At 66.4% G+C, this 20,284-nt stretch carries 15 protein-coding genes and 1 riboswitch; of the genes, 9 read left to right on the top strand and 6 right to left on the bottom strand.

Translation table 11 applies throughout. The features are described 5' to 3' along the window. Positions 1 to 99 precede the first annotated feature (99 nt). Positions 100 to 1,890 (bottom strand): ABC transporter ATP-binding protein, encoded by a 1,791-nt coding sequence (locus L284_RS35445; protein WP_021234061.1) that lies wholly within the window; start codon positions 1,888 to 1,890, stop codon positions 100 to 102. Between the two features lie 557 nt (positions 1,891 to 2,447). On the opposite strand from L284_RS35445, the gene L284_RS35440 reads away from it, so the two are divergent. Further along, entirely contained in the window at positions 2,448 to 3,755 is a 1,308-nt protein-coding gene (locus tag L284_RS35440) for an MFS transporter (RefSeq protein ID WP_021234059.1), read from the top strand. Between the two features lie 85 nt (positions 3,756 to 3,840). Then, entirely contained in the window at positions 3,841 to 5,346 is a 1,506-nt protein-coding gene (locus tag L284_RS35435) for an alginate export family protein (RefSeq protein WP_021234058.1), read from the top strand. A 289-nt stretch (positions 5,347 to 5,635) separates the two neighbouring features. Here L284_RS35435 and L284_RS35430 read toward each other — a convergent pair whose 3' ends face one another. Together L284_RS35430 and L284_RS35425 are read right to left on the bottom strand one after the other, a co-directional pair. Then, on the bottom strand, positions 5,636 to 6,334 hold the full coding sequence (locus L284_RS35430; protein ID WP_021234056.1) for a glutathione S-transferase: 699 nt from the start codon (positions 6,332 to 6,334) through the stop codon (positions 5,636 to 5,638). Between the two features lie 82 nt (positions 6,335 to 6,416). Next, a complete protein-coding gene (locus tag L284_RS35425; RefSeq protein ID WP_021234055.1) occupies positions 6,417 to 8,501 on the bottom strand; it encodes a transglycosylase domain-containing protein in 2,085 nt (694 codons plus the stop codon). Between the two features lie 322 nt (positions 8,502 to 8,823). On the opposite strand from L284_RS35425, the gene L284_RS35420 reads away from it, so the two are divergent. The 6 genes from L284_RS35420 to L284_RS35395 are packed head-to-tail and all read left to right on the top strand — an operon-like array spanning position 8,824 to position 15,494. Beyond that, positions 8,824 to 10,296 (top strand): aspartate aminotransferase family protein, encoded by a 1,473-nt coding sequence (locus L284_RS35420; protein ID WP_021234054.1) that lies wholly within the window; start codon positions 8,824 to 8,826, stop codon positions 10,294 to 10,296. Between the two features lie 4 nt (positions 10,297 to 10,300). Then, positions 10,301 to 11,875, top strand: coding sequence for a glycosyltransferase family 39 protein (locus L284_RS35415; RefSeq protein ID WP_021234053.1), 1,575 nt, complete (start codon positions 10,301 to 10,303; stop codon positions 11,873 to 11,875). Between the two features lie 40 nt (positions 11,876 to 11,915). Further along, complete coding sequence (locus L284_RS35410; RefSeq protein WP_200861653.1) at positions 11,916 to 12,941, top strand: UbiA family prenyltransferase; 1,026 nt, start codon at positions 11,916 to 11,918, stop codon at positions 12,939 to 12,941. A 12-nt stretch (positions 12,942 to 12,953) separates the two neighbouring features. Further along, positions 12,954 to 13,649, top strand: coding sequence for an HAD family hydrolase (locus tag L284_RS35405; RefSeq protein WP_021234051.1), 696 nt, complete (start codon positions 12,954 to 12,956; stop codon positions 13,647 to 13,649). Further along, a complete protein-coding gene (locus L284_RS35400) occupies positions 13,642 to 14,040 on the top strand; it encodes a gluconate 2-dehydrogenase subunit 3 family protein (protein ID WP_021234050.1) in 399 nt (132 codons plus the stop codon). The genes L284_RS35405 and L284_RS35400 overlap by 8 nt, the downstream gene beginning before the upstream one ends. Next, positions 14,037 to 15,494: a GMC family oxidoreductase N-terminal domain-containing protein gene (locus L284_RS35395; protein ID WP_021234049.1), complete on the top strand. Its 1,458-nt coding sequence runs from the start codon at positions 14,037 to 14,039 to the stop codon at positions 15,492 to 15,494. The genes L284_RS35400 and L284_RS35395 overlap by 4 nt, the downstream gene beginning before the upstream one ends. Before the next feature lie 20 nt (positions 15,495 to 15,514). On the opposite strand, the gene L284_RS35390 is transcribed toward L284_RS35395, so the two are convergent. From L284_RS35390 to L284_RS35380, 3 genes are read right to left on the bottom strand one after another with little or no spacing between them, the layout of a single operon-like run. Continuing rightward, a complete protein-coding gene (locus tag L284_RS35390) occupies positions 15,515 to 16,525 on the bottom strand; it encodes a lysylphosphatidylglycerol synthase transmembrane domain-containing protein (RefSeq protein ID WP_021234048.1) in 1,011 nt (336 codons plus the stop codon). A 2-nt stretch (positions 16,526 to 16,527) separates the two neighbouring features. Beyond that, entirely contained in the window at positions 16,528 to 17,190 is a 663-nt protein-coding gene (locus L284_RS35385; RefSeq protein WP_021234047.1) for a response regulator, read from the bottom strand. Beyond that, a complete protein-coding gene (locus L284_RS35380) occupies positions 17,187 to 18,839 on the bottom strand; it encodes a sensor histidine kinase (RefSeq protein WP_021234046.1) in 1,653 nt (550 codons plus the stop codon). Before L284_RS35380 ends, L284_RS35385 begins: the two co-directional genes overlap by 4 nt. 173 nt (positions 18,840 to 19,012) lie before the next feature. Next, positions 19,013 to 19,123: riboswitch (SAM-I-IV-variant riboswitch) on the top strand. A gap of 64 nt (positions 19,124 to 19,187) precedes the next feature. Between L284_RS35380 and L284_RS35375 the strand changes: the two genes are divergently transcribed. Next, positions 19,188 to 20,279, top strand: coding sequence for a threonine aldolase family protein (locus L284_RS35375; protein ID WP_021234045.1), 1,092 nt, complete (start codon positions 19,188 to 19,190; stop codon positions 20,277 to 20,279). The last annotated feature ends 5 nt before the right edge of the window (positions 20,280 to 20,284 follow it).

The following is a 20,284-nucleotide window of genomic DNA, read 5'->3' as shown; positions in this document are numbered from 1 at the left end:
TCACATCAAGGAAAAGGCGCAAGACCGGGCGCCACGCCGGCGCTCTAGCGGCAATCCTTTGCAGTTTTGCGACGGTCGCCGCGCTTACGGCACCGAATGTCAATGTATCTCCGCCAGCGTCGTGCCTGCCTGCCGTTCGAACAGCCGCCGGTACTGGCCATGCTCCGACTTCAGCAGATCCTCGTGCGTGCCATCCTCCACGATCTGGCCGCGCTGGAACACCAGGATACGGTCGAGCGCGCGCACGGTGGACAGGCGGTGCGCGATGACGATGGCGGTTCGTCCCACCATGAGCCGCTCCATCGCGTCCTGAATGGCCGCCTCGGATTCCGAGTCCAGGCTCGATGTCGCCTCGTCGAGGATGAGGATCGGCGCGTCTGCCAGAAAGGCTCGCGCGATGGCGATACGCTGCCGCTCGCCGCCCGACAGCTTCACGCCGCGCTCGCCCACCAGGGTACGGTAGCCCTTGGGCAGCCGCATGACGAAGTGGTGCGCATTGGCAAGCCGCGCCGCCTGTTCGATGTCCTCGATGCTGGCGCCGGGCCGGCCATAGCCGATGTTCTCGGCCAGGGTTCGGTGAAACAGCACCGGCTCCTGGGGAACGATGGCGACCTGCCGCCGCAGCGAGACTTGCGTGGCCTGGGTCACGTCGTGGCCGTCGATGGTCACGCGCCCGTCTTCCACGTCGTAGAGGCGCTGGATCAGCTTGACGAAACTGGTCTTGCCGGATCCCGAAGGGCCGACCAGCCCGACGCGCTGTCCGCCGGGAATACTCACGTTCAGGTGCTCGAACAGCGGCTTGTCCTGTCCGGCGTAGTGGAAGGTGACGTCCTCGAAGCGCACCGCTCCGTCGGATATGCGGATTGCCTCGGCACCGGTGCGATCGGCGACGCCGAGCGGCTCGTCGTGCAGCTGTACCAGTTCCTCCATCTCGTTCACCGAACGCTGCAGCATGTGGACATGCTGACCGATGTCGCGGAGATATCCGTTGAGCACGAGATAGCTGGTGATCACATAGGCGACATCTCCGGCGCTGGCCTGTCCCTGCATCCAGAGCCATAGCGCAGCGGCGGTCACGACGGCGCGCACGATCCATAGCAGGCTGGTCTGCGCGCTGCCTGCCCACGTAAAGGCCATCCAGGTGCGCCATGTTCGCCGCCGCCACTTGGCCACGGTGCGGCCGAGCAGTTCCTCCTCACGCAATTCGCCGCCGAAGGCTTTGACGACGGCATTGGTGCCGACGGCGTCAGCCAGAATGCCGCCGATCCGCGTGTCCCACTGGTTGGAAAGCCGAGCGATCGGCGCCAGTACCCGCATCGCCAGTCCGACCGTCAGCGCGATATAGGCGAGCGCGCCCAGGCCCATGACCAGACCCAGGATCGGCCAGTGCAGGGCCAGCAGGATCACCGTGGCCGCCAGGACCGTGAGCGAAGGCAGCAGCGAGAGCAGGAGCACATCGTTCAAGGTATCGAGCGCCCACATGCCGCGCGTGATGCGCCGCACCGTAGATCCGGAGAACGCGTTGGCGTGCCAGTCGGTGGAAAGGCGCTGCACCCGGGCGAAGGCCTCCTGCGTGACGTCGCGCATCATGTCGAGTGTCAGCGGCGTGATCGCCCACCAGCCGAGAAACCGAAATATGACCAGTCCCAGCCCGAGCACGGTTATGGCAGCGAAAGCGCGCCAGGCATCGGCCGCGGCGCCGCTCCCGACGGCATCGATCATCCGCCCCGCCTGGACCGGCACGAAAACTTCGGTGACGGTCGCCACCATCATGGCCCCGCCGCAGGCCGCTGCCAGCAAAGGCGCGCGTGCCCAGTGGCGGAAGGTGAAAGTCAACACTTTGCGCAGAACCGCGGCGCGCGGGAACAGGTCTTCGTCTTGATCGGTCATGAGGTGATTCCATGCAGCTTCGCGCTGTTTCGCGTCTCGGTCGGTTCGGGCCGACTCCGACGAGTTCGGGATCGGCCAGCGAAACAGGTCCCTGGCCGGGCTCCATGCGAGTCGCTACGCTAGGGCTGGCCCGCGAAGGGGTTGTACGGATGGATCATCGTCGCCCTTCCTCGTCTCACGGAAATGCGCATGCCGCGCGCGAGGGCCGCCTTTAGCAGATCGTGCTCGCCAAGGCCAGATGAACGCAGCAAGCCGGTGCCGCCGGCGCGATGGGCCTTTGCGTTCAGCCTCTTCCCCTGCGCCACGCCGGCGGTACACGCGGGATACGGACTGTGGGCGGTTATCGAATTTGGCTATTTGTCCATCGATGCGCGGCAGGCCGGCTTGAGCGCCGCCGCGACATCCGCGAGGAGCCGGCAGCCTTTCGGCAGCGCGCCGTCCGGTAGAGCCTCCATTCTGGAGCTGCCGGAGAGACGCCACCGCCGAGGGGGATATCGCCAGATAAATATCCGCAGCCCATCACACGAAGACCAAGGGCCGGATCAGAGGAGAAGTGCATGGAAGATCCCCGCGCCATCATTGCGCGCGAGCCGATGCATTACCGGCAGGTAATCGCCGTCGCCATCGCAACCGCGCTCAACGCTCTCGACGGGTTCGACGTGCTCTCGATCAGCTTCGCCGCGCCCGGCATCGCCAGGGACTGGGGCATCGACCGTGCCGCGCTGGGCCTGGTGCTGTCGATGGAGCTGTTCGGCATGGGCATCGGCGCCTTCGTCCTCGGCAGCCTGGCCGATAAAGTGGGACGCCGGCCGATGTTGCTCGCCTGTCTGGTGATCATGGGCATCGGCATGGCAATGGCCTCCACCGCGTCGAATGTCACCATTCTCTCCGCCTATCGCCTGTTCACCGGCCTGGGCATCGGCGGCATGCTGGCTGCGACCAATGCCGTCGTCGCCGAGTGTTCGAACGCCCGCCGCCGCAACCTTACGGTCGCCATCATGGCGGGCGGCTATCCAATGGGCGCGATCGTCGGCGGTTCGGCCGCCTCGTGGCTGCTGGCAGCGACCGGCCGCTGGGAATCCGTGTTCGAGTTCGGCGCCGTGGTTACCGTCGCCTTCATTCCGCTGGTGCTCTGGCTCGTGCCGGAAACCATGGCCTTCCTGCTGCTGAAGCGTCCGGCCGGCGCGCTGGAGAAGATCAACCATACGCTGGTGCGCCAGGGCCGACAGCCGCTGGCCGCCCTGCCGCCCGCCGATCCGGTGCAGCGCAAGATGGGCGTCGGCGCGCTTTTCGCACCGGGCATGGCCAGCGTCACGATCATGCTGACCGGCACTTACTTCTTTCACATGATGACCTTCTACTTCCTGGTGAAGTGGATTCCCAAGATCGTCGTCGATCTGGGCTTTCCGGCGGCGCTGGCCGGCGGCGTGCTGGTCTGGGGCAATGTCGGGGGAGCGATCGGCTCGATCGCCGTCAGCCTGCTCAGCCAGAAGATCGGCATCCGGCCGGTGGTGATCGCCTCGATGTTCCTGGCCGCCATCTCCGTTTCGGTGTTCGGCCAGGGCGCGACCACTCTGGGCGGGCTCTCGCTGATCGCCGCCGCGGCCTGCCTCTTCGCCAATGGCGCGATCGCCGGTCTCTATGCCGTGCTGGCGCAGAGCTATCCTGCGGCCTTGCGGGCCGGCGGAACCGGCCTGGTCATCGGCGTCGGCCGCGCGGGCGCCGCGCTGGGACCGATCCTTGCCGGTCTGCTGTTCTCGGCCGGCTGGAGCCTTGCGCCGGTCGCGATCGCGATGGCCTGCGGCACACTGATCGGCGGCGTTCTCCTTTCGCTGGTCCGCTACCGCGAGAACGAAGTCGCCTGAGCGGGGGATAAAAAGATGCGGGGACGGCGGCATGCCACGCGCCGTCCCCGCCTAAAATAGCAAGACGCTCCAGAGAGGACTTTCCATGCGCTCCCCCCGCGCCTTGACACTGCTTGCCTGCGGCACTGCCGCTTTCGCCTTCCAGCCCGCCTTCGCCCAATCGGTTCCGCCGGAATCGGTCAAGACCGACGAGACCGGTACGCTCGCCACCCAGGCGCCTCCGGGCGTCCGCCCCGCCAGGTCGCAGCCCCGCCCCGCCGAAGCCATTCCCGGCGGCCGTCCCGGTCCTGCCGGGCTGCCGCAGAACATCCGCTGGACCGAGGACTGGTCCAATCCGGCCGCTGCAGACGATCCCCTGCTGGTCAAGATCAAGCACATCCCGATCGCGGGCGACGACGTGTACCTCACGCTCGGCGGAGAAGCCCGCGCCTACTACACCCGGTGGCATCGTTCCTCGCTGGGCCTGCGCGCCAACGACGACAACGATCCGCTCCAGTCGCGCCTGCGCCTGCTGGCCGATCTTCACGTCGGTGAAAACCTGCGGGCCTATCTCGAACTCGGCGACAACCGCGAATTCGGCGAGCAGTTCGCCACGCCGCCCAATCGCGACAAGCTGGACGTCTACCAGGCGTTCGTCGACGTCGCCCTGCCTCTCGGCAAGGCCGGGAAGATCACCTTCCGTCCCGGCCGTTTCGAGATGCCGCTGGGCAACGGCAAGCTGGCCGGTGTGCGCGAAGGACTCAACATGCGCTTCACCTACCAAGGCCTGCGCGCGACCTATATCCTTCCGGGCAAGCTTTCGGTGGATCTCTTCGCGGTGAGGCCGGTGCAGATCGATCCAGGCACCTTCGACGACGGCCCCAACGATGCGCAGGTCTTCCACGGCGTCTATCTCAGCGCGCCCAACCGCATCGCCGGGTTCGGAACGGACCTCTACTGGTACGAATTCAAGCGCGACCGCGCCACGCTGACCGCAGGCGTGGGCCGGGACGAGCGCAACAACTGGGGCGGCCGCTTGTGGAAGCGCGGCCCACGCTGGGATATCGACATCGAAGGCACTTATCAGAGCGGTTCCTTCATAAACAAGGACATCCGCGCCTTCGGCGCCATGTTCGAAGGCGGCTATACGTTCGGCGATGCGCCGATGCAGCCCCGCCTGGGCCTGCGCACGAACTACTTCAGCGGCGACAGGAACCCGGCGGACGGCAAGCAGGGCACGTTCGTCCCCGCTGCCGCCCGGCTGCCGCTGATCAGCGAGGCGGCCTTCTTCAGCTTCTCCAACCTCATGGACATCTACCCCTCGATCACGGTCAAGCCCATTGCGTCGATCACCATCATGGCCGGGCCGGACTTCCTGTGGCGCGCACGCAAGGGCGACGGCGTCTACATCGGCCCCTCGGGATCGAGCTTCGCGCCTTATCGCTCCAGCCGCTCGATCGGCACGGACTTCAACCTCGAAGCCTCATGGCAGGCGACCGATCGTCTGGCCTTCCGCCTCTGGGAAACCTACTTCGCCGCCAGCGACTCGTTCCAGGCCAATGGTGGCCGCAACGGCAACTATCTCGGGCTGATGGCGAACTATCGCTTCTAGCCGCATGCCCTTTCTGCGCCTCGGCTCGTCCAAGGCGCAGGAGGGTTGAGGAACACCGGAGGGTGAAGGGTCTCGGAACAATACCGAAACTCTGCAGTTGATCAGATAAGGGATCGGGCCGGGCGGCAACGAAAGGAGCAGCCAGCCATGACGAGATTGACACCGTTTCCGCAAGAGCACCGCAAGCTCGACCTTTTCACGATCGCCGGCCTTGCGGCCATGCTGTGGGTCGTGCTCATCGCCATCGCCCTGATCGTGCTCTAGGATCGTTCCTTAATCGCTCTCCGGTTCAGGTCGCGACCTTCCGCAGCGACTTCTCGATCTCGCCGCCGCAATAGGCATCTGCGTACCGCTCCCGCGAGGTCCGGGAGAGACGTGCAAGCGAAGGCATCCGCATCATCCGGTTCGTCAGGGAAGCCACGCATGGTGCCGAACGGTGCAGCAGTTCGCGGATCCGGCCGAAGCGCTCGCTCATCGTCGACCACAGCACGGCGGTAACGATATCGGCCAGCCCGGGGTTATCGCTGCCCAGCAGAGTGCCGCCGTCCTCGCCCAGTCCATGCTTCCTTCCGGTGGCTTCCCAGATCTCCATCCACCGGCCGAGACGCGGCGTGAAGTCCCGCCATTTCTCCTGCGTCCACATTTCACGGCCGCCATCCAGCGTGAGTTCGTCGATCACGTCGTTGGCGTCGTTGACGACCTTGATCGTTGCGGCACGGCTCTCGCGAGAGGTCGGGAGAAGATCCAGCGTCTCGGCCAGATAGAAGGCTATGGCGGGCATTTGCGCGATGGCGAAATGCTGCGAATTGTCCACCAGCACCGGCGGCCCCATGAACGGGACGTCCTGCCGATCGGGAGCCCTGGCCATGATTTCGCCGATCTCTTCCGCGTCATGCTCCGTCCAGGTTTTTCCGGAGAATGCCAGGATAGCGCGGATGAACTCGCCGCGAAAAGGGACGGGCCAGTAGTAGAGGTCGAAGTCGCTCATGGTCGGCAAGGCTCCTGCAGAGGTCCCGACCCGAATGCCGGTGACGCTCAGGCGTTCCAGTTGCAGGCCCGGAGCGCGCCCATCAGGGCCCTGGCGGCGGTGACTCGCTGGGAGAGGACGGCATGATCTGCTCGATCACCTTGCGGCCATCGATCTGGAGGCCGTTCTGGTCCAGTCGTACATCGACCGGCGCGCCGCCGACCTGCGTGGAGAAAACCGCCCCGCCCTTCTCCACCCGCAAGTCGCTATTCCCCAAGGGAATGTCGCCGAGATCGGGAACGTCGAGCGGTTGGACGGGGCCTTGCGGATCCGGGCTCTCGATCGCGCGCGGCCGCGGCGCGGAACGCTCGCCAAGCGCCTGCTGCATGAAGTCTCGCCATATCCGGGCCGGGATCGTGCCGCCCGAAATGCCCTTCAACGGCGTGTTGTCGTCGTTGCCGACCCAGACGCCGACCACCAGATCCTTGGCATACCCCACGAACAGGGCGTCGCGATTTTCCTGGCTGGTCCCGGTCTTGCCGTAGTTGGCGGCCTGGATTCGCGCGCCGCGTCCGGTGCCGCGGTTGACGGCACCGCGCAGCAGGGCTTCCATGTTCTCGTGAACGCCGTCCGAAAGACTGCTGCGGCCGCTCAGAAGACCATCGAACCAGCCCTCTTCCTTGGCCTTGAACGCGCTCGGCGCTACCGGGAAGCGGTTGCCGGCAATACCTGCATAGGCGGCGGTCAGTTCCATCAGCGTCATGCTCGACGTGCCGAGCGCCAGGCTGGGATCACCTTGCGGCAATGGCGCGGTGACGCCCAGCTTGCGGGCCATGTCGATCACCGCCTTGTCGCCCACCTTCTGAAAGAGGCGCACGGCCGCCACATTGCTGGACCGGGCGAAGGCATCCGCCAGCGTGATGGTCCGCGAATAGGCGCCGCCCGCATTTTGAGGGCGATAGTAGCCGATCTCGAACGGCGTGTTCTCGATCGTGTCTTCCGGCTTCCACCCTTCCTTGAGAGCGGCCAAGTAGACGAAGAGCTTGAACGTCGATCCCGGCTGACGCCGGGCCTGGGTCACGCGGTTGAACGGAGACTTGGCGTAGTCCCGGCCGCCCACCATGGCGACCACTTCGCCGTTCGGGCGCATGGCCACCAGCGCGACTTGCGCCTGGCCCAGCGGCGCGTTCTCGATCGCGCGGCGGGCGGCGGCCTGGAGGCGGGAATCGAGTGTGGTCTTGTAAGTCTGCGCGGCATAGCTCGCTTCGTCGAGTCCGCGGGCCTGCGGCAGCGCCCAGTCGGCGAAGTACGTGCCGGTCGGCAGATCGTTCTTGGAACGCACGTCGAGCCGCGGCGAGCGGATGGCGCGGGCCTGCGCCGGGGTCATGTAGCCAGCATCCACCATGGACTGGAGAACCAGCTTCATGCGCCGCTCGGCCAGATCGTAATTGTTGGTGGGCGCCAGGCGCGAGGGCGCCTTCATCAGCCCGGCCAGCATCGCCGACTGGGCCGGAGTCAGGCTCTCCGGCTTGCGATGGAAATAGTGCATCGCGGCCGCGCGCAGGCCATAGGCATTGTCGCCGAAGTACGCGTTGGAGAGATAGCGTTCGAGTATCTCGTCCTTGCTCAGCCAGGCCTCCAGCCAGAAGGCAATCAGCACTTCGCGCGCCTTACGGGTCAGGCTGCGCTCCGCCGTCAGGAAAGTGAACTTAGCCAGCTGCTGCGTGATCGTGCTGCCGCCCTGGGTGCTGCCGCCGCTGACGTTGCTCCACATGGCGCGCACGATGCCGCGCGGATCGATGCCCCAATGGCTGTAGAAGCGCCGGTCTTCGATGGCGATGAACGCCTGTATCACATGGATCGGCAGCTTCTTCACCTCGACCGGCGCATCGACGATGGCGCCGTTGCGCGCGATCGGCGTGCCGTCGGCCGCCAGCAGCGTGATCTGCGGCGGCGAGATCGGCTGCAGCGACTTCGACAGCGGAGCCGTGATCGCCAGCCAGCCGATCGTCAGGAACAGCAGCATGAGCAGGGCCGCCAGCCCACGCGAAAGCCACCACCACCGCGAACGCCGCCTCCGGGCGGGTTCCTCCGGCGGGGGCGGCTGATTCGGGGAATGGTGCGGCAGCGCATCCTGATCGGGCCGGCCTTCCGACCGGCTGTCCAGGTTATCCAACGTCAAGGCCATGTCTTCGGCTTCGCCTGCCAGTCCCTTACATCAGGCCCACCCCGGGCCGGATCTCGCCAATACGGGGTTCCTTGGCAGCTTGCGAGGCAATTGTTGTCGCAGGATCGACAAACCACCGATCGCAGCCGACGACAAACACGCTAAGGTCAGCCTTATGGCCCGCCCGCAGATCTTCCGGCATACTCCGCCGGTATAAGTTCCGCTCCTCCGGGGCTAGGCTCGGCCGCTCACTCGGGCATTCGGTATTATATGGTCCTGTAGATACGCGGCGTCCCGGCCCCGCGATACATTTCCTTCATTCCGCTGGAAGAAGGAAACGGGCGTGACGGCACTTGCGAAAATCGATGCTCCCAGGCGCGAAGACCGGCAGAACCGCGAACTGCTGACCCTGGAGCAAAGCCTCGCGCTCGATACCGAAAGCGCGATGGGACTCTATTCCGCGCACCTCAACCGGTACATGCTCCAGGTGTTCGATATCCTGGGCCTGGCACAGATGGATATCGAGAGCGCCCAGGGCGTGGAGATCGTGCTGCGGGACGGCCGCAGGATCCTCGACTACTCGGGCGGCTTCGGGGTGCTCGGGCTGGGGCACAACCATCCCCGCATCATCGGCGCCGAACGCCTGTGCCACGAACGCAAGGTGCTGGACTGCATCAAGATCGCCCCGCACAAGCTGCAAGGAGCGCTGGCGTACAATATCTCGCGCTTCCTGCCCAAGCCGCTCAACGTCTCGTTTCTGGCGGTATCCGGAACCGAAGCCAACGAAGCGGCGATGAAGATCTGCGAACGGGTGCAGACGCCCAAGGGCAAGACCAAGTTCCTCTGCTTCAAGGGCGCATTCCACGGCAAGACCCACGGGCCGCTTTCCCTCACCACGGCAACCGACGTGCAGAGCGGCTTCATCATGGGCGTCCCCAAGGAGAACGTGGTTTTCGCGACTTACGGGGATATCGCCTCGGTCCGGGACGTCATCGCCCGCGAGACCGGCGATAAGGGCAACAACATCATCGCCGGCATCGTCGAGACCATCCGCGGCACCTCCTGCCATGTCCCCCGTGCAGGCTTTCTGACGGAGTTCGCCAGAGTCTGCCGGGAAAACGACATTCTCACGATCTTCGACGAAGTGAAGGTGGGCATGGGCCGCACGGGCAAGTTCTGCGCCTTCCAGCACGAGGATGTCGTCCCCGATGTGGTGACACTTGCCAAGACGCTGGGCGGCGGCAAGCGGGAACTGGGAGCGATGGTCACGTCGCAGACCTTGTTCGACAGAGCCTATGGCAACAAGAACGACTGCAACCTCCACAGCTCCAGCTTCAGCGGCATGGGCGAAACTTGCGCGGTGGGGATCGAGACGCTCAACGTGCTTCAGGACGAGCGCCTGATCGAGCGCGCCGCCGTCATGGGCAACTACTTGCGGGATGGACTTGAGAAACTGCAGGAGAAGTACCCGCGCAAGATCGTTTCGGTGCGCGGCGAGGGCTGCTTCCAGGCGATCGAGCTGAACTTCGGGCAGCAACTCGCTGAAAAGGCGATGGACATTCGCACCAACCCGCTGTTCGTCACGTACCAGACCGTGCTGATCGGCGCGATGGCCCGTGAGCTTTACGAGCGGCACGGCATTCTCGTCCATTTCCAGCCCGGCGCGCGCGATCTCCTGCACTTCATGCCGCCCTATGTCGTCAACGAAGACCAGATCGTCCGGCTTCTCGACGCGCTGGACGATGTGCTGGGACGCGGCATCGCCGACGCCACCGTGCGCTTCGTGGTCAAGAACATCAAGCGCGTGCTGGGCTGAACGCATGGCCACCCCCGCCGAGAGGTTTATCCCTGCCGCCACCTTCGCCGCCCCCCGGCGCATCCACCGTGCCGAGGCCGGCGGAACTATCGCCTGTGCCCTGCTCATGGCCGTCTCGCTGATCCTGTACCGGCTCAACAGTCATGTCGGCATGACGGTTTGGCCGGACAGCACCCGCTATATGGGGATCAGCCCGATCCCTTACGATGCGCCGGTCTATCACTGGATGCTGGTCCTGCCGCATGCCTGGGGCGTTCCGCTGCTGACCGCCGCCTTCGCCTGGGGCATTGTGACGCTCTGTGCCAACGTCGCCCTGGTCTTCGCGTTGGTGCGGCGGGCCTCGGGAGACTGGCGCCATGCCGTCGTGGGCACCGCGCTCGTCGCGCTGGCGCCGCAGTTCGTGTCTCTCCACGCAGCCGTGATTTCAGAGCCGCCTTTCATCACCTTCGTGCTGCTGACGCTCTGGTTCGCTCTCGACTACTTTGCGCGCGGCATGCGGCGCGACCTGCTCCTGGCCTCGCTGATGCTGGGCATGGCGACGCTTACGCGGTTCACGGCCCCGCCGCTCGGTGCCGCCATCGTTCTGGTCATCCTGACCGACGCGCGCGTCTCCCTCTCGCGCCGGATCGCCGACAGCGCGGTGCTGGCCCTTCCCGGAGCGGCGCTGTTCTTCGGCTGGGTGGCGGTGAGCACTCTCACTGTCGGCCATTCGATCGGACGCGAGTTGCAGTTCTACGGCAACATGGGCGCGGCGCAGTGGTGGGCGAACCTCAAGACCACGGCGGCCTGGATCCTGCCAGACGCCGTGCCGCTGTCGATCCGCCTGGCCCTGCTGCTTGCCGTTCTCGGCTTCGGCGGGTGGCAGTTCCTGCGACAGCTGGCCGCCTGGCGCCGGGCACGCCTCGATCTCTCGTGTGAACTGCGCATAGCCTTCTCGCTGATGCTGGGCCTGTTCTTCGTCGGCTACCTTGCCTTCGTCTGGCTCTCGACGGCGCTGGAAGCGAACCTCCAGTTCGTCGGGCGATACGGCTTCCCCGCCTACGTCGTGCTGGTCATGATGGTCGCGACGCAGGCGAGCGGACTGGGCCGGCCGAGCGGCCTCAGGACCGTCTGGCTCGCTCTCGCCGCCCTGGCCGCGCTGGTCCTGCTGGGACACACCGTGCGCACGGCCGCCCGGACGCACCAGATGTTCCGCGAAGGCACCGGGTTCCTGAGCCGGGACTGGCGGGCTTCGCCCACGATCGCGGCGGTGAAAGCCCTTCCGGCGAAGGCCGCGCTCTATTCCAACGGCGCGGACGCGCTGGCCCTGCTGACCGACCGTCCGGCGCAGATCACCCCGCAGGAACGCCTGCTTCGCACCAATCGGCCCGATCCCGACAACCCGCCGGAAGCGCAGATCGCGCGAATGCAGGCACAGGCGGACGCGGGCGTGCCGGTCTACCTCGTCACGCTCGATCGGATCGACTGGCGCTTCTATCTCGCCAGCGAGGCGCGCCTCCTGCGCGAACTCACGCTCGTCCCCGCCGGTACGTTCGCCGACGGCCGCATCTATCGCGTCGCGCCCGGCGAAAGCCGGTGAAAGTTCCGCCCCCTCCCTCCGTTTCAGGAGAACCCGGAAAATGCCTACGTCTGACATGACCTCGTCCCAGACCACCCAGGCAGCCGCGAGGGCGGGCAGGACCGCGAGACTGCGCGACTATCTGAGCCTGGCACGCTTCGATCACGCCACCAAACACGTCTTCGTGATCCCCGGCCTCATCCTGGCCTATGCCTTGCGCGAACCCTCGCTTCTGGATGCGCCGCCCCGCATCGCCGCCGGTTTCGTGGTGGCCATCGCGATCGCCTCGGCCAACTACATCATCAACGAATGGCTGGACCGCGAATCCGATGCCCATCACCCGAGCAAGCATCATCGCACGGCGGTCTCGCTGCATCTGTCGCCGGGGATCGTCTACCTGCAATACGCGGCCTTCGCCGCTTTTGGCCTGGCGCTGGCGTCGTGGCTGGGCACGGCGTTTCTGGTGATTTCGGCGGTCTTCCTGGTTTCGGGCCTGATCTACAACGTCCAGCCGCTGCGCTCGAAGGACCGGTCGTTCCTGGACGTGATCTCGGAGTCGGTGAACAATCCGATCCGCCTGACGCTGGGATGGCTGATGATGGATCCCTCCAGCATGCCCCCGGCCAGCCTGCTGCTGGCCTACTGGGCCGGCGGCGCTTTCCTGATGGGATCCAAGCGCCTGTCCGAATACCGCGACATCACCGCGATGGTCGGGATCGAGACGCTGACCCGCTACCGCAAGTCCTTCGCCGGCTATACAGCGGAGAGCCTGGCGGTGAGTTGCCTGGTCTATGCCATGCTGTCCTCGTTCTTCCTCGGCGTGTTCCTGATCAAGTACCGGGTCGAATATATCCTGGCCTTTCCCTTCATCGCCGGCCTGTTCGGGTGCTATCTCTGGCTGTCCATGCTGCGGGACTCCATAGCCCAGCGGCCCGAACGCATGTTCCGCTCCCGGCGGCTGATGACCACGCTAGCAATCACCGTAGGCGTGCTCCTGGCCCTGTCGTTCATCGATCTGCCGAGCCTGACCGCGCTGTCCAACCGCAGCTTCACGCCGGTCGACATGCTGCCCGAACGTGACCGGTAAGGAGGCGATACCGTGAACGACGTCGTCTGGAGCAAAGTGCGGCTGGTGGTCTTCGACCTGGACGGCACGCTCTACGATCAGCCGCCGCTCCGCCGTGCCATGGCAATCGAACTGGCCCGGCACAGCCTGCGCCGTCGCAGCCTGCGCACGGCCGAGACGCTGCGCGCCTTTCGTCAGATCCGCGAACTGCTGGGCGAGGTCCAGGGGGACGATTTTCCCAACGAACAGTTCCGCCTCACCTCGCGGCGCTGCGGCTGTTCCGAAGGGGAAGTCCGCGCTCTGGTGGAAGAATGGATCGAGCGCCGCCCACTCGCGCATCTGCCGCGCTACAAGGCGCAGGGGATCGATGCGCTGTTTGCCGCCTTGCGCGCCACCGGGCGGCGGATCGCCATATGGTCCGACTATCCGGTCCACGCCAAGCTCGCGGCGCTCGGGCTGCAGGCCGACCATGTCCTGTGGTCAGGCGATCGCGGCGTGGGCCGGCTCAAGCCCGATCCGGCAGGCCTGCTCGCGCTGCTGGAGGCGGCCGGTGCCACGCCGGAGGAAACCCTCGTCATCGGCGACCGCAAGGACAGAGACGCCGCCGCTGCCGCCGCCATCGGCGTGCGGGCGCTCATCCGCAGTCCGCGACCGCAAGGCCATGCCATGTTCCGACGCTTCGACGATCCCGCGTTCGCGCCCGTCCTGGCCGAAGCCCGCCATGTCTGAGGGCGCCCGCGACGAAACCGATGCGCTTGCCCGCTGCGTCGGCGCCATCGTCGATGTCCTGATCGACGAATCCCGGCCCGACCTGCCTCCGTGCGATCGCCGGACGGTCGTGGACTACGTCCGCGCGACCCTGGCCGCCATGCCGGACCATTTCAGGCTGGGCTTCCGCCTGCTCGCCCTGGCCTTCGACATCACCGCGCTGCCGGCGCACGGTCATCGCTTCTCCCGGCTGGCCCCGGCGGAGCGCCGCGCCCATCTCGAAGCTTGGCGCGGCTCGCGGCTCGGCTTCCGGCGCTCCATGATCGCCTTCTATACCACGTTCGCCTGCTACGGCCTCTATTCCCTGCCCCGCGCGCAAGACCGTGCGCCTGTCGCCAAGATCGCGGCATGATCCTGCGCGACCGCAGCGGCTCGGGCGAGATCGAGACCGAGATCCTAGTGATCGGTTCCGGCCCCGGCGGGGCGGTGAGCGGCACGCTTTTCGCGCAATCCGGCAGGCAGACGACCATGGTGGAGGAAGGCGATCACCTCGCCCTGGAAGCCGCGCCGCACTTCTCGCGCGAGGAGATGCTGCTCAAGTACCGCAATGCCGGCGTCGGTGTGGCGCTGGGGCGGAACAAGCTGGCCTGGGTGGAGGGGCGCTGCGTCGGCGGCGGGAGCGAAGTCAATCGCGGCCTCTATCACCGGACGCCGGGGTACATTCTCGACGATTGGCGCCGCCGCTTCGCCGTTCACGATCTCGACCTGGCGGCGATGGCACCGCACTTCGCCGCTTGCGAGGAAGTCGCCAGGGTCGAATATGCCGGGAGTGCCGCGTCCGACATGTCCCGCCGGCTCCAACAGGGCGCCCAGGCGCAAGGCTGGCTGGCGATCGAGGCGCCGCGTCTCTATCGCTACGACCGCGATCAGGGGGGCGGTGTAAAGCAATCGATGTCGGCCACGTTCGTGCGCCGCTTCATCGAGGCCGGCGGCGCCTTGCTCCCGGCCACCCGGATCGACCGGCTGCGGCGGATGAATGGCCGCTGGATCGCGGAAGGCAGCCGGCGCGGAGAAGACGGCAAGCGGCGGCCGGTGACATTCCGGGCCAGAACGGTGGTTGCTGCCTGCGGAGCGGTGCAGACGCCCGCGCTGCTGCGGCGTTCGGGCCTGTCCCACAATATCGGCAATAGCCTGCGTTTCCACCCGATGGTCAAAGTGGTCGCCGAGTTCGACCGCGACGTGAACCAACCGGGAGATTTCGATCCGGTCCATCAGGTCAAGGAGTTCGAGCCGCGCTTCGGAATGGGCTGCTCGATCAGTACGCCGGCCATGCTCGGCGTCGCGCTCTCCAGTCGCCCCGGCCACTGGGACCTGGTGGCGGAGCGCTGGCGGCGCATGGGCATCTATTACGTCCAGTCCGGCGGCGGCGAGGCCAGCGTGCGCAACCTGCCCGGCTTCGAGGATCCGATCGTGCGAGTCCGCTTTTCCCAAGGCGACCTTTCAGTACTGGGCGAAGGTCTGCGCAGGCTGTGCGAGGCCCTCTTCGCTGCCGGCGCGCAGCGGATCTATCCCTGTCTTGCAGGCTATCCGGACCTCCATTCGCCGGGCGACCTCGTGAACCTGCCGGCGGTGCTGCAAGCCAGCGACGGCAGCGTCACCTCGGTCCACGTCTTCTCCTCCTGCCCGATGGGCGAGGACACCCGGCGCAGCGCCGCCAACTCCTTCGGGAAAGTCCACGGCACGGACGGGCTCTACATCAACGACGCCTCGCTTCTCTGCGGGCCGACATCGGTCAACCCGCAAGGCACGGTGATGGCCGTGGCCCATCGCAACGCCGCCGAGGCTCTCGCCCGCCGCTTCCGCTGAGCAACGCGGCGGCGAGCGGCTCACTGCGCGCGCAGTGCGAGCAGCGGCGCCTCGCGCCGGGTCGTCATCAGCCAGCCCACGGCGAAAAGAGCAGTCGGCAGCCAGAGCATGACATGCGCAAGCAGGATGATCGCCGTCGCCGGCTCCGCAGCCACGCCCACCGCGCGGTACGACAGCATACCGAAGAATTCATAGGAACCGAAGTGTCCCGGCAAGGCGGGAACCAGCGTACCAAGGGTGGAGAAGGCAAAGGCCACCAGCGGTTTCGACCAGTCCGGCAGCGCGCCGCCAAGGCTTACCCAGGCGCCCAGCATGACCAGGCTTTCCAGCAGCCAGAGCGCGAAGGACAGCAGGACCATACCGAGAACGCGCAAGGGATCACCGGTGCCGCGCACGGCCTGAGCCAGGGACCGGGCCGCATCGGCCAGGCGCACGACCAGCGGCAGCGCAAACCGTCGTTCGCTCCAGCCCGCGGCAGCCTCGATGGCGCGGGGGGACAGCAGGACGAACAGGCTCGCGGCGATCGCGAGAACGGTGACCAGGCGAATCTGGGTCAGGATTTCGTCCGGCACGGCGCTATCGACCAGGCTCAGCGCCAGCCCCGCGACCATCAGGATCGATACCAGATCGAGCACTCGCTCGACCACCATGGCGCCCAGGACATGTCCCATCGGCAAGGCGAAGCGGCGATGGAACCAGTAGACGCGGAATACGTCGCCCAGGCGAAACGGCAGGATGTCGCTGATCCCGAAACTCGCGACGAAAGGCGCGACGCTGGGCCGGAGCGGCACGCGCTGCCCTTTCGGGTCGAGCAGCATGCGAAAACGCCAGGCGCGAAGCAGGAAGTCGAAAGCGTAGGCCAGCAGCGCCGGGAGCAGCGGCGGCCAGCTCGCCCGCGCCAGGAGAGCGCCCACCGCCGCCATGTCCACGGAAGTCCAAAGCAGCGCGAGAAAGGCGATGCCGGCCAGTGCCCCCGAAATGAAACGCAAGCCATCACGCGCGGTGTCTGCCGTGGAAGACTTTGCCGCCATGGTCAGGCGGTGTCGCTGATCTGCGATTGATATTGCACGAACAGGGTCGCCAGCGTGGTCCGGCTCGAAATGTCGAGCTTGCGGTAGATGTTGTGGAGGTGGATGCTGACCGTGCCCTCGGTCGATCCCACCATTCCGGCGATCGCCTTGTTGGAAAAACCTCGGCAGACCAGAGCGCTGATCTCCTTCTCACGCGGAGTGAGACCGGCGATGTCGCTGCGAATGTCCACGCCCCCGCCCCGCCTGGCCTTCGTGACGAGATCCTCCGGGAGCCACTTCCTGCCGGCGATCACTTCGCGCAGGCAGTCGAGCAGCGAGTCCGAAGCATAGTCCTTCAGCAGCAGCCCCCAGACGCCCAACCCGATCGCCTCGGCAATCTGCCGACCGGTCATCGTCGCCGACAGGAAGATCACGCGCACGGGCAAGCCGGCTTCCCGAATGGCGCGCAGGATGGCGAGCCCACCGACGTCCGGCATCGACACGTCCAGCACGGCGACGTCGGGCTTCCGGTCGCGGATCACCGCCAAGGCCCGCGTGCCGCTACCGGTCGCTTCCACCAGATCGACCTGCGGCATGGCCTGGAGCAGGTCGGCAAGCCCTCGCAGCAGCAAGGGATGATCGTCGGCGACGATGACGCGGCAGGCCTGCGCCTGCACGGTGGTCATGCCGCCACTTCCAGCGGAATTACCACGGTGACGCGCAGGCCGTCCGAACTGTCGTCCAGCGCGATTGATCCGCCAAGCTGCATCGCCCGGCTCCGGAGCGAGGCCGGGCTCACGCCCCCTGCCCGCCCGAGGCCGCGGCCATTGTCCGCCACGCCGAGTTCCAGCGCGCTCCCCACGCGGCGGGCTTCCAGAGCCACCCGGGTTGCCGCGCCGTGCCGCACCGCATTGGCCGTCGCTTCCGAGAACAGCGCGATGACCTCCTCGACGAGATTGCGGGGAAGCTGGGTCGCGCGGCCATGCCAGTCGAACGCGACGGAGACGCCCCATTTCTTTTCCAGGAGGTCCGCCTGACGCCGCAGGTCCTCCACCATGTCGGTCGGCAGATCGGCGTCGACGTCGCGCTGCTTTTCAACGAAGCGGCGAATGCGCCGCTGCTGCTCCGTCACCAGTTCCTCGATCGCCTTGAGATCCTGAGCCGCCGCCGGCTGGCGCGCGGCAAGCCCGCGCAGCTTCAGGCTGGTCGCCGTAAGATCCTGGAGCACACTGTCGTGAAGATCCTGAGCGAGACGGCTGCGTTCCTCCGCGCGGGCGCTGTCGGCGCGCCGCGCCACCAGTTCGACGTGTTCCAGTTCGGAACCGGTCCGCGCGGCGATGATCTCGGTAAGCGCCAGAGCATCCTCGGGACGCCCGTCGGGATCGATCACGATCATCGCGCCGCGAAACCGCAGTCCGGAGAAGCCCGAGCGGACGGCATAGTCGTGCGGCCGCGGCCGAGGCAGGCCGAGCACATCGAGCACATGCGTCAATCCGGCCATCTCGACGGAACTCACCAGGCTGGCGCGTGCGCGGTCCATGAAATCCAGCCGCGTTTCCGCAAAGACGCTGCGGAAGGTCGCTGGATCGAGCGGCAGGAGGCGCAGCCCCTCCCGGCGCCAGTGCGCGATGAAGCCGGTGGGTTCGTCCTGCTCGCGCCAGATCAGAATCAGGCTTTCGCAGCCGGTGATCGCGCCCGAATGGCCGCAAAGCTCGGCAAGCCATCCGCGCTGGTCGCCGACCCCCGCATCCATCGGCCAGCTTGCCAGCCGGGCCAGCCTTTCCCGGCTGCTCTCGCGATAAGCGCCGAAGTAGCCCAGGAGGATGGCGCAGACGAGGAAGTAGACGGAACGGATGATCAACACGTTCAGTTCGGACTCGCCGTCCAGGATATCGGGAATGCCGACCGCGAACAGTACGAGTTCCAACATCACCGCACCGAGCAACGCGCCCATGAAGCCCCAGCGTACCGTCATCGCCAGCAAGGTGAAGGGCAGGAACGAGAAGAACGGACTGGTCAGTTCGTTGGTCAGGAAAGCGAGCCAGCCAAGGATCGCGGTATCGAGTGCATGAACGGCGAAATGGACCGGACTGTCCACCGGACGCCGGATCGGCACCGCCACGAGCGCGATCGCCATGACCAGATAGATGGAGAGGACGTCCTGCGCCTCCGTCCGGTAGCGGGTGGGCTGCGTGGGATCGAGGTAAATGGCGACGACCGCGAAGATCGCCGTGAACAGGCGTCCATAGCTGATCAGCCGATTGGGGTCGGTGACCAGCAGGGCATTGCGGGCCCAGCTCAGGCCGGAAGTCGTCGCATCGAAAGTCCGCCCCATGTTTCCTCGTTCCTCGCGCGCGCGGCATGCACGGCCGGAGCGTTGCAAACAGCTACTAAGCTGCCGCAATCCGGTCGAGTCAGCCTTCCTGCTGATCGAGCGGCGAAAAGGGATATGCGCGGATGCCATAGGCGGAAGCGGTTGACGCTTTCGAGCGGAGGCCGTAACGACCGCCGCAGCATCAAGAGTCGGGATCGTGCCCGGCACCAACCTGCTCCCGAGCAAGGTGGTACCTCCGCAGACATGTGGAGGGATGTGGCCGGACCGGCAACAATCGGGTTATCCAGCTGCATCGCCGTCGTTCTTTCCCGGCCCGTGACCTCGATCGCGTGTCAGAAGGAATATAGCATGTCCCGTCATCCCTCCACCGCTACCGAGCGGCCCATCCCGGCCCAGCAGTTCGCCAGCGACAACTATGCGGGCATCTGTCCCGAGGCCTGGGCGGCCATGGAAGCGGCCAACCTGGGCTCGGCCCCGGCTTATGGCGAAGACGAGTGGACCCGGCGCGCCGCGGACGCCTTTCGCACGCTGTTCTCCGCCGACTGCGACGTCTACTTCGCCTTCAACGGCACCGCCGCCAACTCGCTGGCGCTGGCCGCGCTGTGTCAGTCCTATCACTCGGTGATCTGCTCCTCTTCCGCCCACGTCGAGACCGACGAATGCGGCGCGCCGGAATTCTTCTCGAACGGCTCCAAGCTGCTGGTCGCCCAAAGCACCGACGGCAAGCTCACGCCGCAGGCGATCCGCGCGCTTGCCAACGGCCGGTCGGACATTCATTTCCCCAAGCCGCGCGTTGTCACCATCACGCAGCCGACTGAAACGGGGCAGGTCTACACCATCGCGGAGATCGAGGCGATTTCGGCGACATGCCGCGAACTCGGCCTGAAACTGCACATGGACGGCGCCCGTTTCGCCCATGCCTGTGCCGCGCTGGGCTGCTCCCCGGCGCAGATCACATGGCAGGCCGGGGTCGACGTGCTGTGTTTCGGAGGCACCAAGAACGGCATGGCCGCGGGCGAAGCGGTCATCTTCTTCGACCGCGCCCTGTCGGAGGACTTCGCCTATCGCTGCAAACAGGCCGGCCAACTGGCCTCGAAGATGCGCTATCTGTCGGCGCCGTGGATCGGCGTCCTGGAGAGCGGCGCCTGGCTGGAAAATGCCCGTCACGCCAATGCCTGTGCGCGCCGCCTTGCCAAGGCGGTGGCGGGCATGGACGGCCTTGAGCTGATCTTCCCTGTCGAAGCGAACGCCGTGTTCCTCTCCGCGCCCGAGCCGGTGTTGGAAGGGCTGCGCCGGCGCGGCTGGAAGTTCTACACGTTCATCGGCGGCGGCGCCCGGTTCATGTTCGCCTGGGACGCCGATCCCGAGCAAGTGGACAGCCTGGCTGCCGACGTGGTCGAACTCGCCCATGCGCATGCCGAGCCGCTGGTCGCCGCCTGAAGGTG

Origin of the sequence: Novosphingobium lindaniclasticum LE124, from assembly GCF_000445125.1 — a bacterium.
Classification (GTDB): domain Bacteria; phylum Pseudomonadota; class Alphaproteobacteria; order Sphingomonadales; family Sphingomonadaceae; genus Novosphingobium; species Novosphingobium lindaniclasticum.
This window is presented reverse-complemented; position numbering and strand designations above follow the sequence as displayed.

Coding starts and splice junctions, on each gene's coding strand:
- L284_RS35430 (WP_021234056.1), bottom strand. CDS start 6,334: ATGAGCGACTTCGACCTCTACTACTGGCCCGTCCCTTTTCGCGGCGAG.
- L284_RS35415 (WP_021234053.1), top strand. CDS start 10,301: ATGGCCACCCCCGCCGAGAGGTTTATCCCTGCCGCCACCTTCGCCGCC.
- L284_RS35380 (WP_021234046.1), bottom strand. CDS start 18,839: ATGGGGCGGACTTTCGATGCGACGACTTCCGGCCTGAGCTGGGCCCGC.
- L284_RS35385 (WP_021234047.1), bottom strand. CDS start 17,190: ATGACCACCGTGCAGGCGCAGGCCTGCCGCGTCATCGTCGCCGACGAT.
- L284_RS35375 (WP_021234045.1), top strand. CDS start 19,188: ATGTCCCGTCATCCCTCCACCGCTACCGAGCGGCCCATCCCGGCCCAG.
- L284_RS35390 (WP_021234048.1), bottom strand. CDS start 16,525: ATGGCGGCAAAGTCTTCCACGGCAGACACCGCGCGTGATGGCTTGCGT.
- L284_RS35410 (WP_200861653.1), top strand. CDS start 11,916: ATGCCTACGTCTGACATGACCTCGTCCCAGACCACCCAGGCAGCCGCG.
- L284_RS35400 (WP_021234050.1), top strand. CDS start 13,642: ATGTCTGAGGGCGCCCGCGACGAAACCGATGCGCTTGCCCGCTGCGTC.
- L284_RS35425 (WP_021234055.1), bottom strand. CDS start 8,501: ATGGCCTTGACGTTGGATAACCTGGACAGCCGGTCGGAAGGCCGGCCC.
- L284_RS35445 (WP_021234061.1), bottom strand. CDS start 1,890: ATGACCGATCAAGACGAAGACCTGTTCCCGCGCGCCGCGGTTCTGCGC.
- L284_RS35440 (WP_021234059.1), top strand. CDS start 2,448: ATGGAAGATCCCCGCGCCATCATTGCGCGCGAGCCGATGCATTACCGG.
- L284_RS35395 (WP_021234049.1), top strand. CDS start 14,037: ATGATCCTGCGCGACCGCAGCGGCTCGGGCGAGATCGAGACCGAGATC.
- L284_RS35435 (WP_021234058.1), top strand. CDS start 3,841: ATGCGCTCCCCCCGCGCCTTGACACTGCTTGCCTGCGGCACTGCCGCT.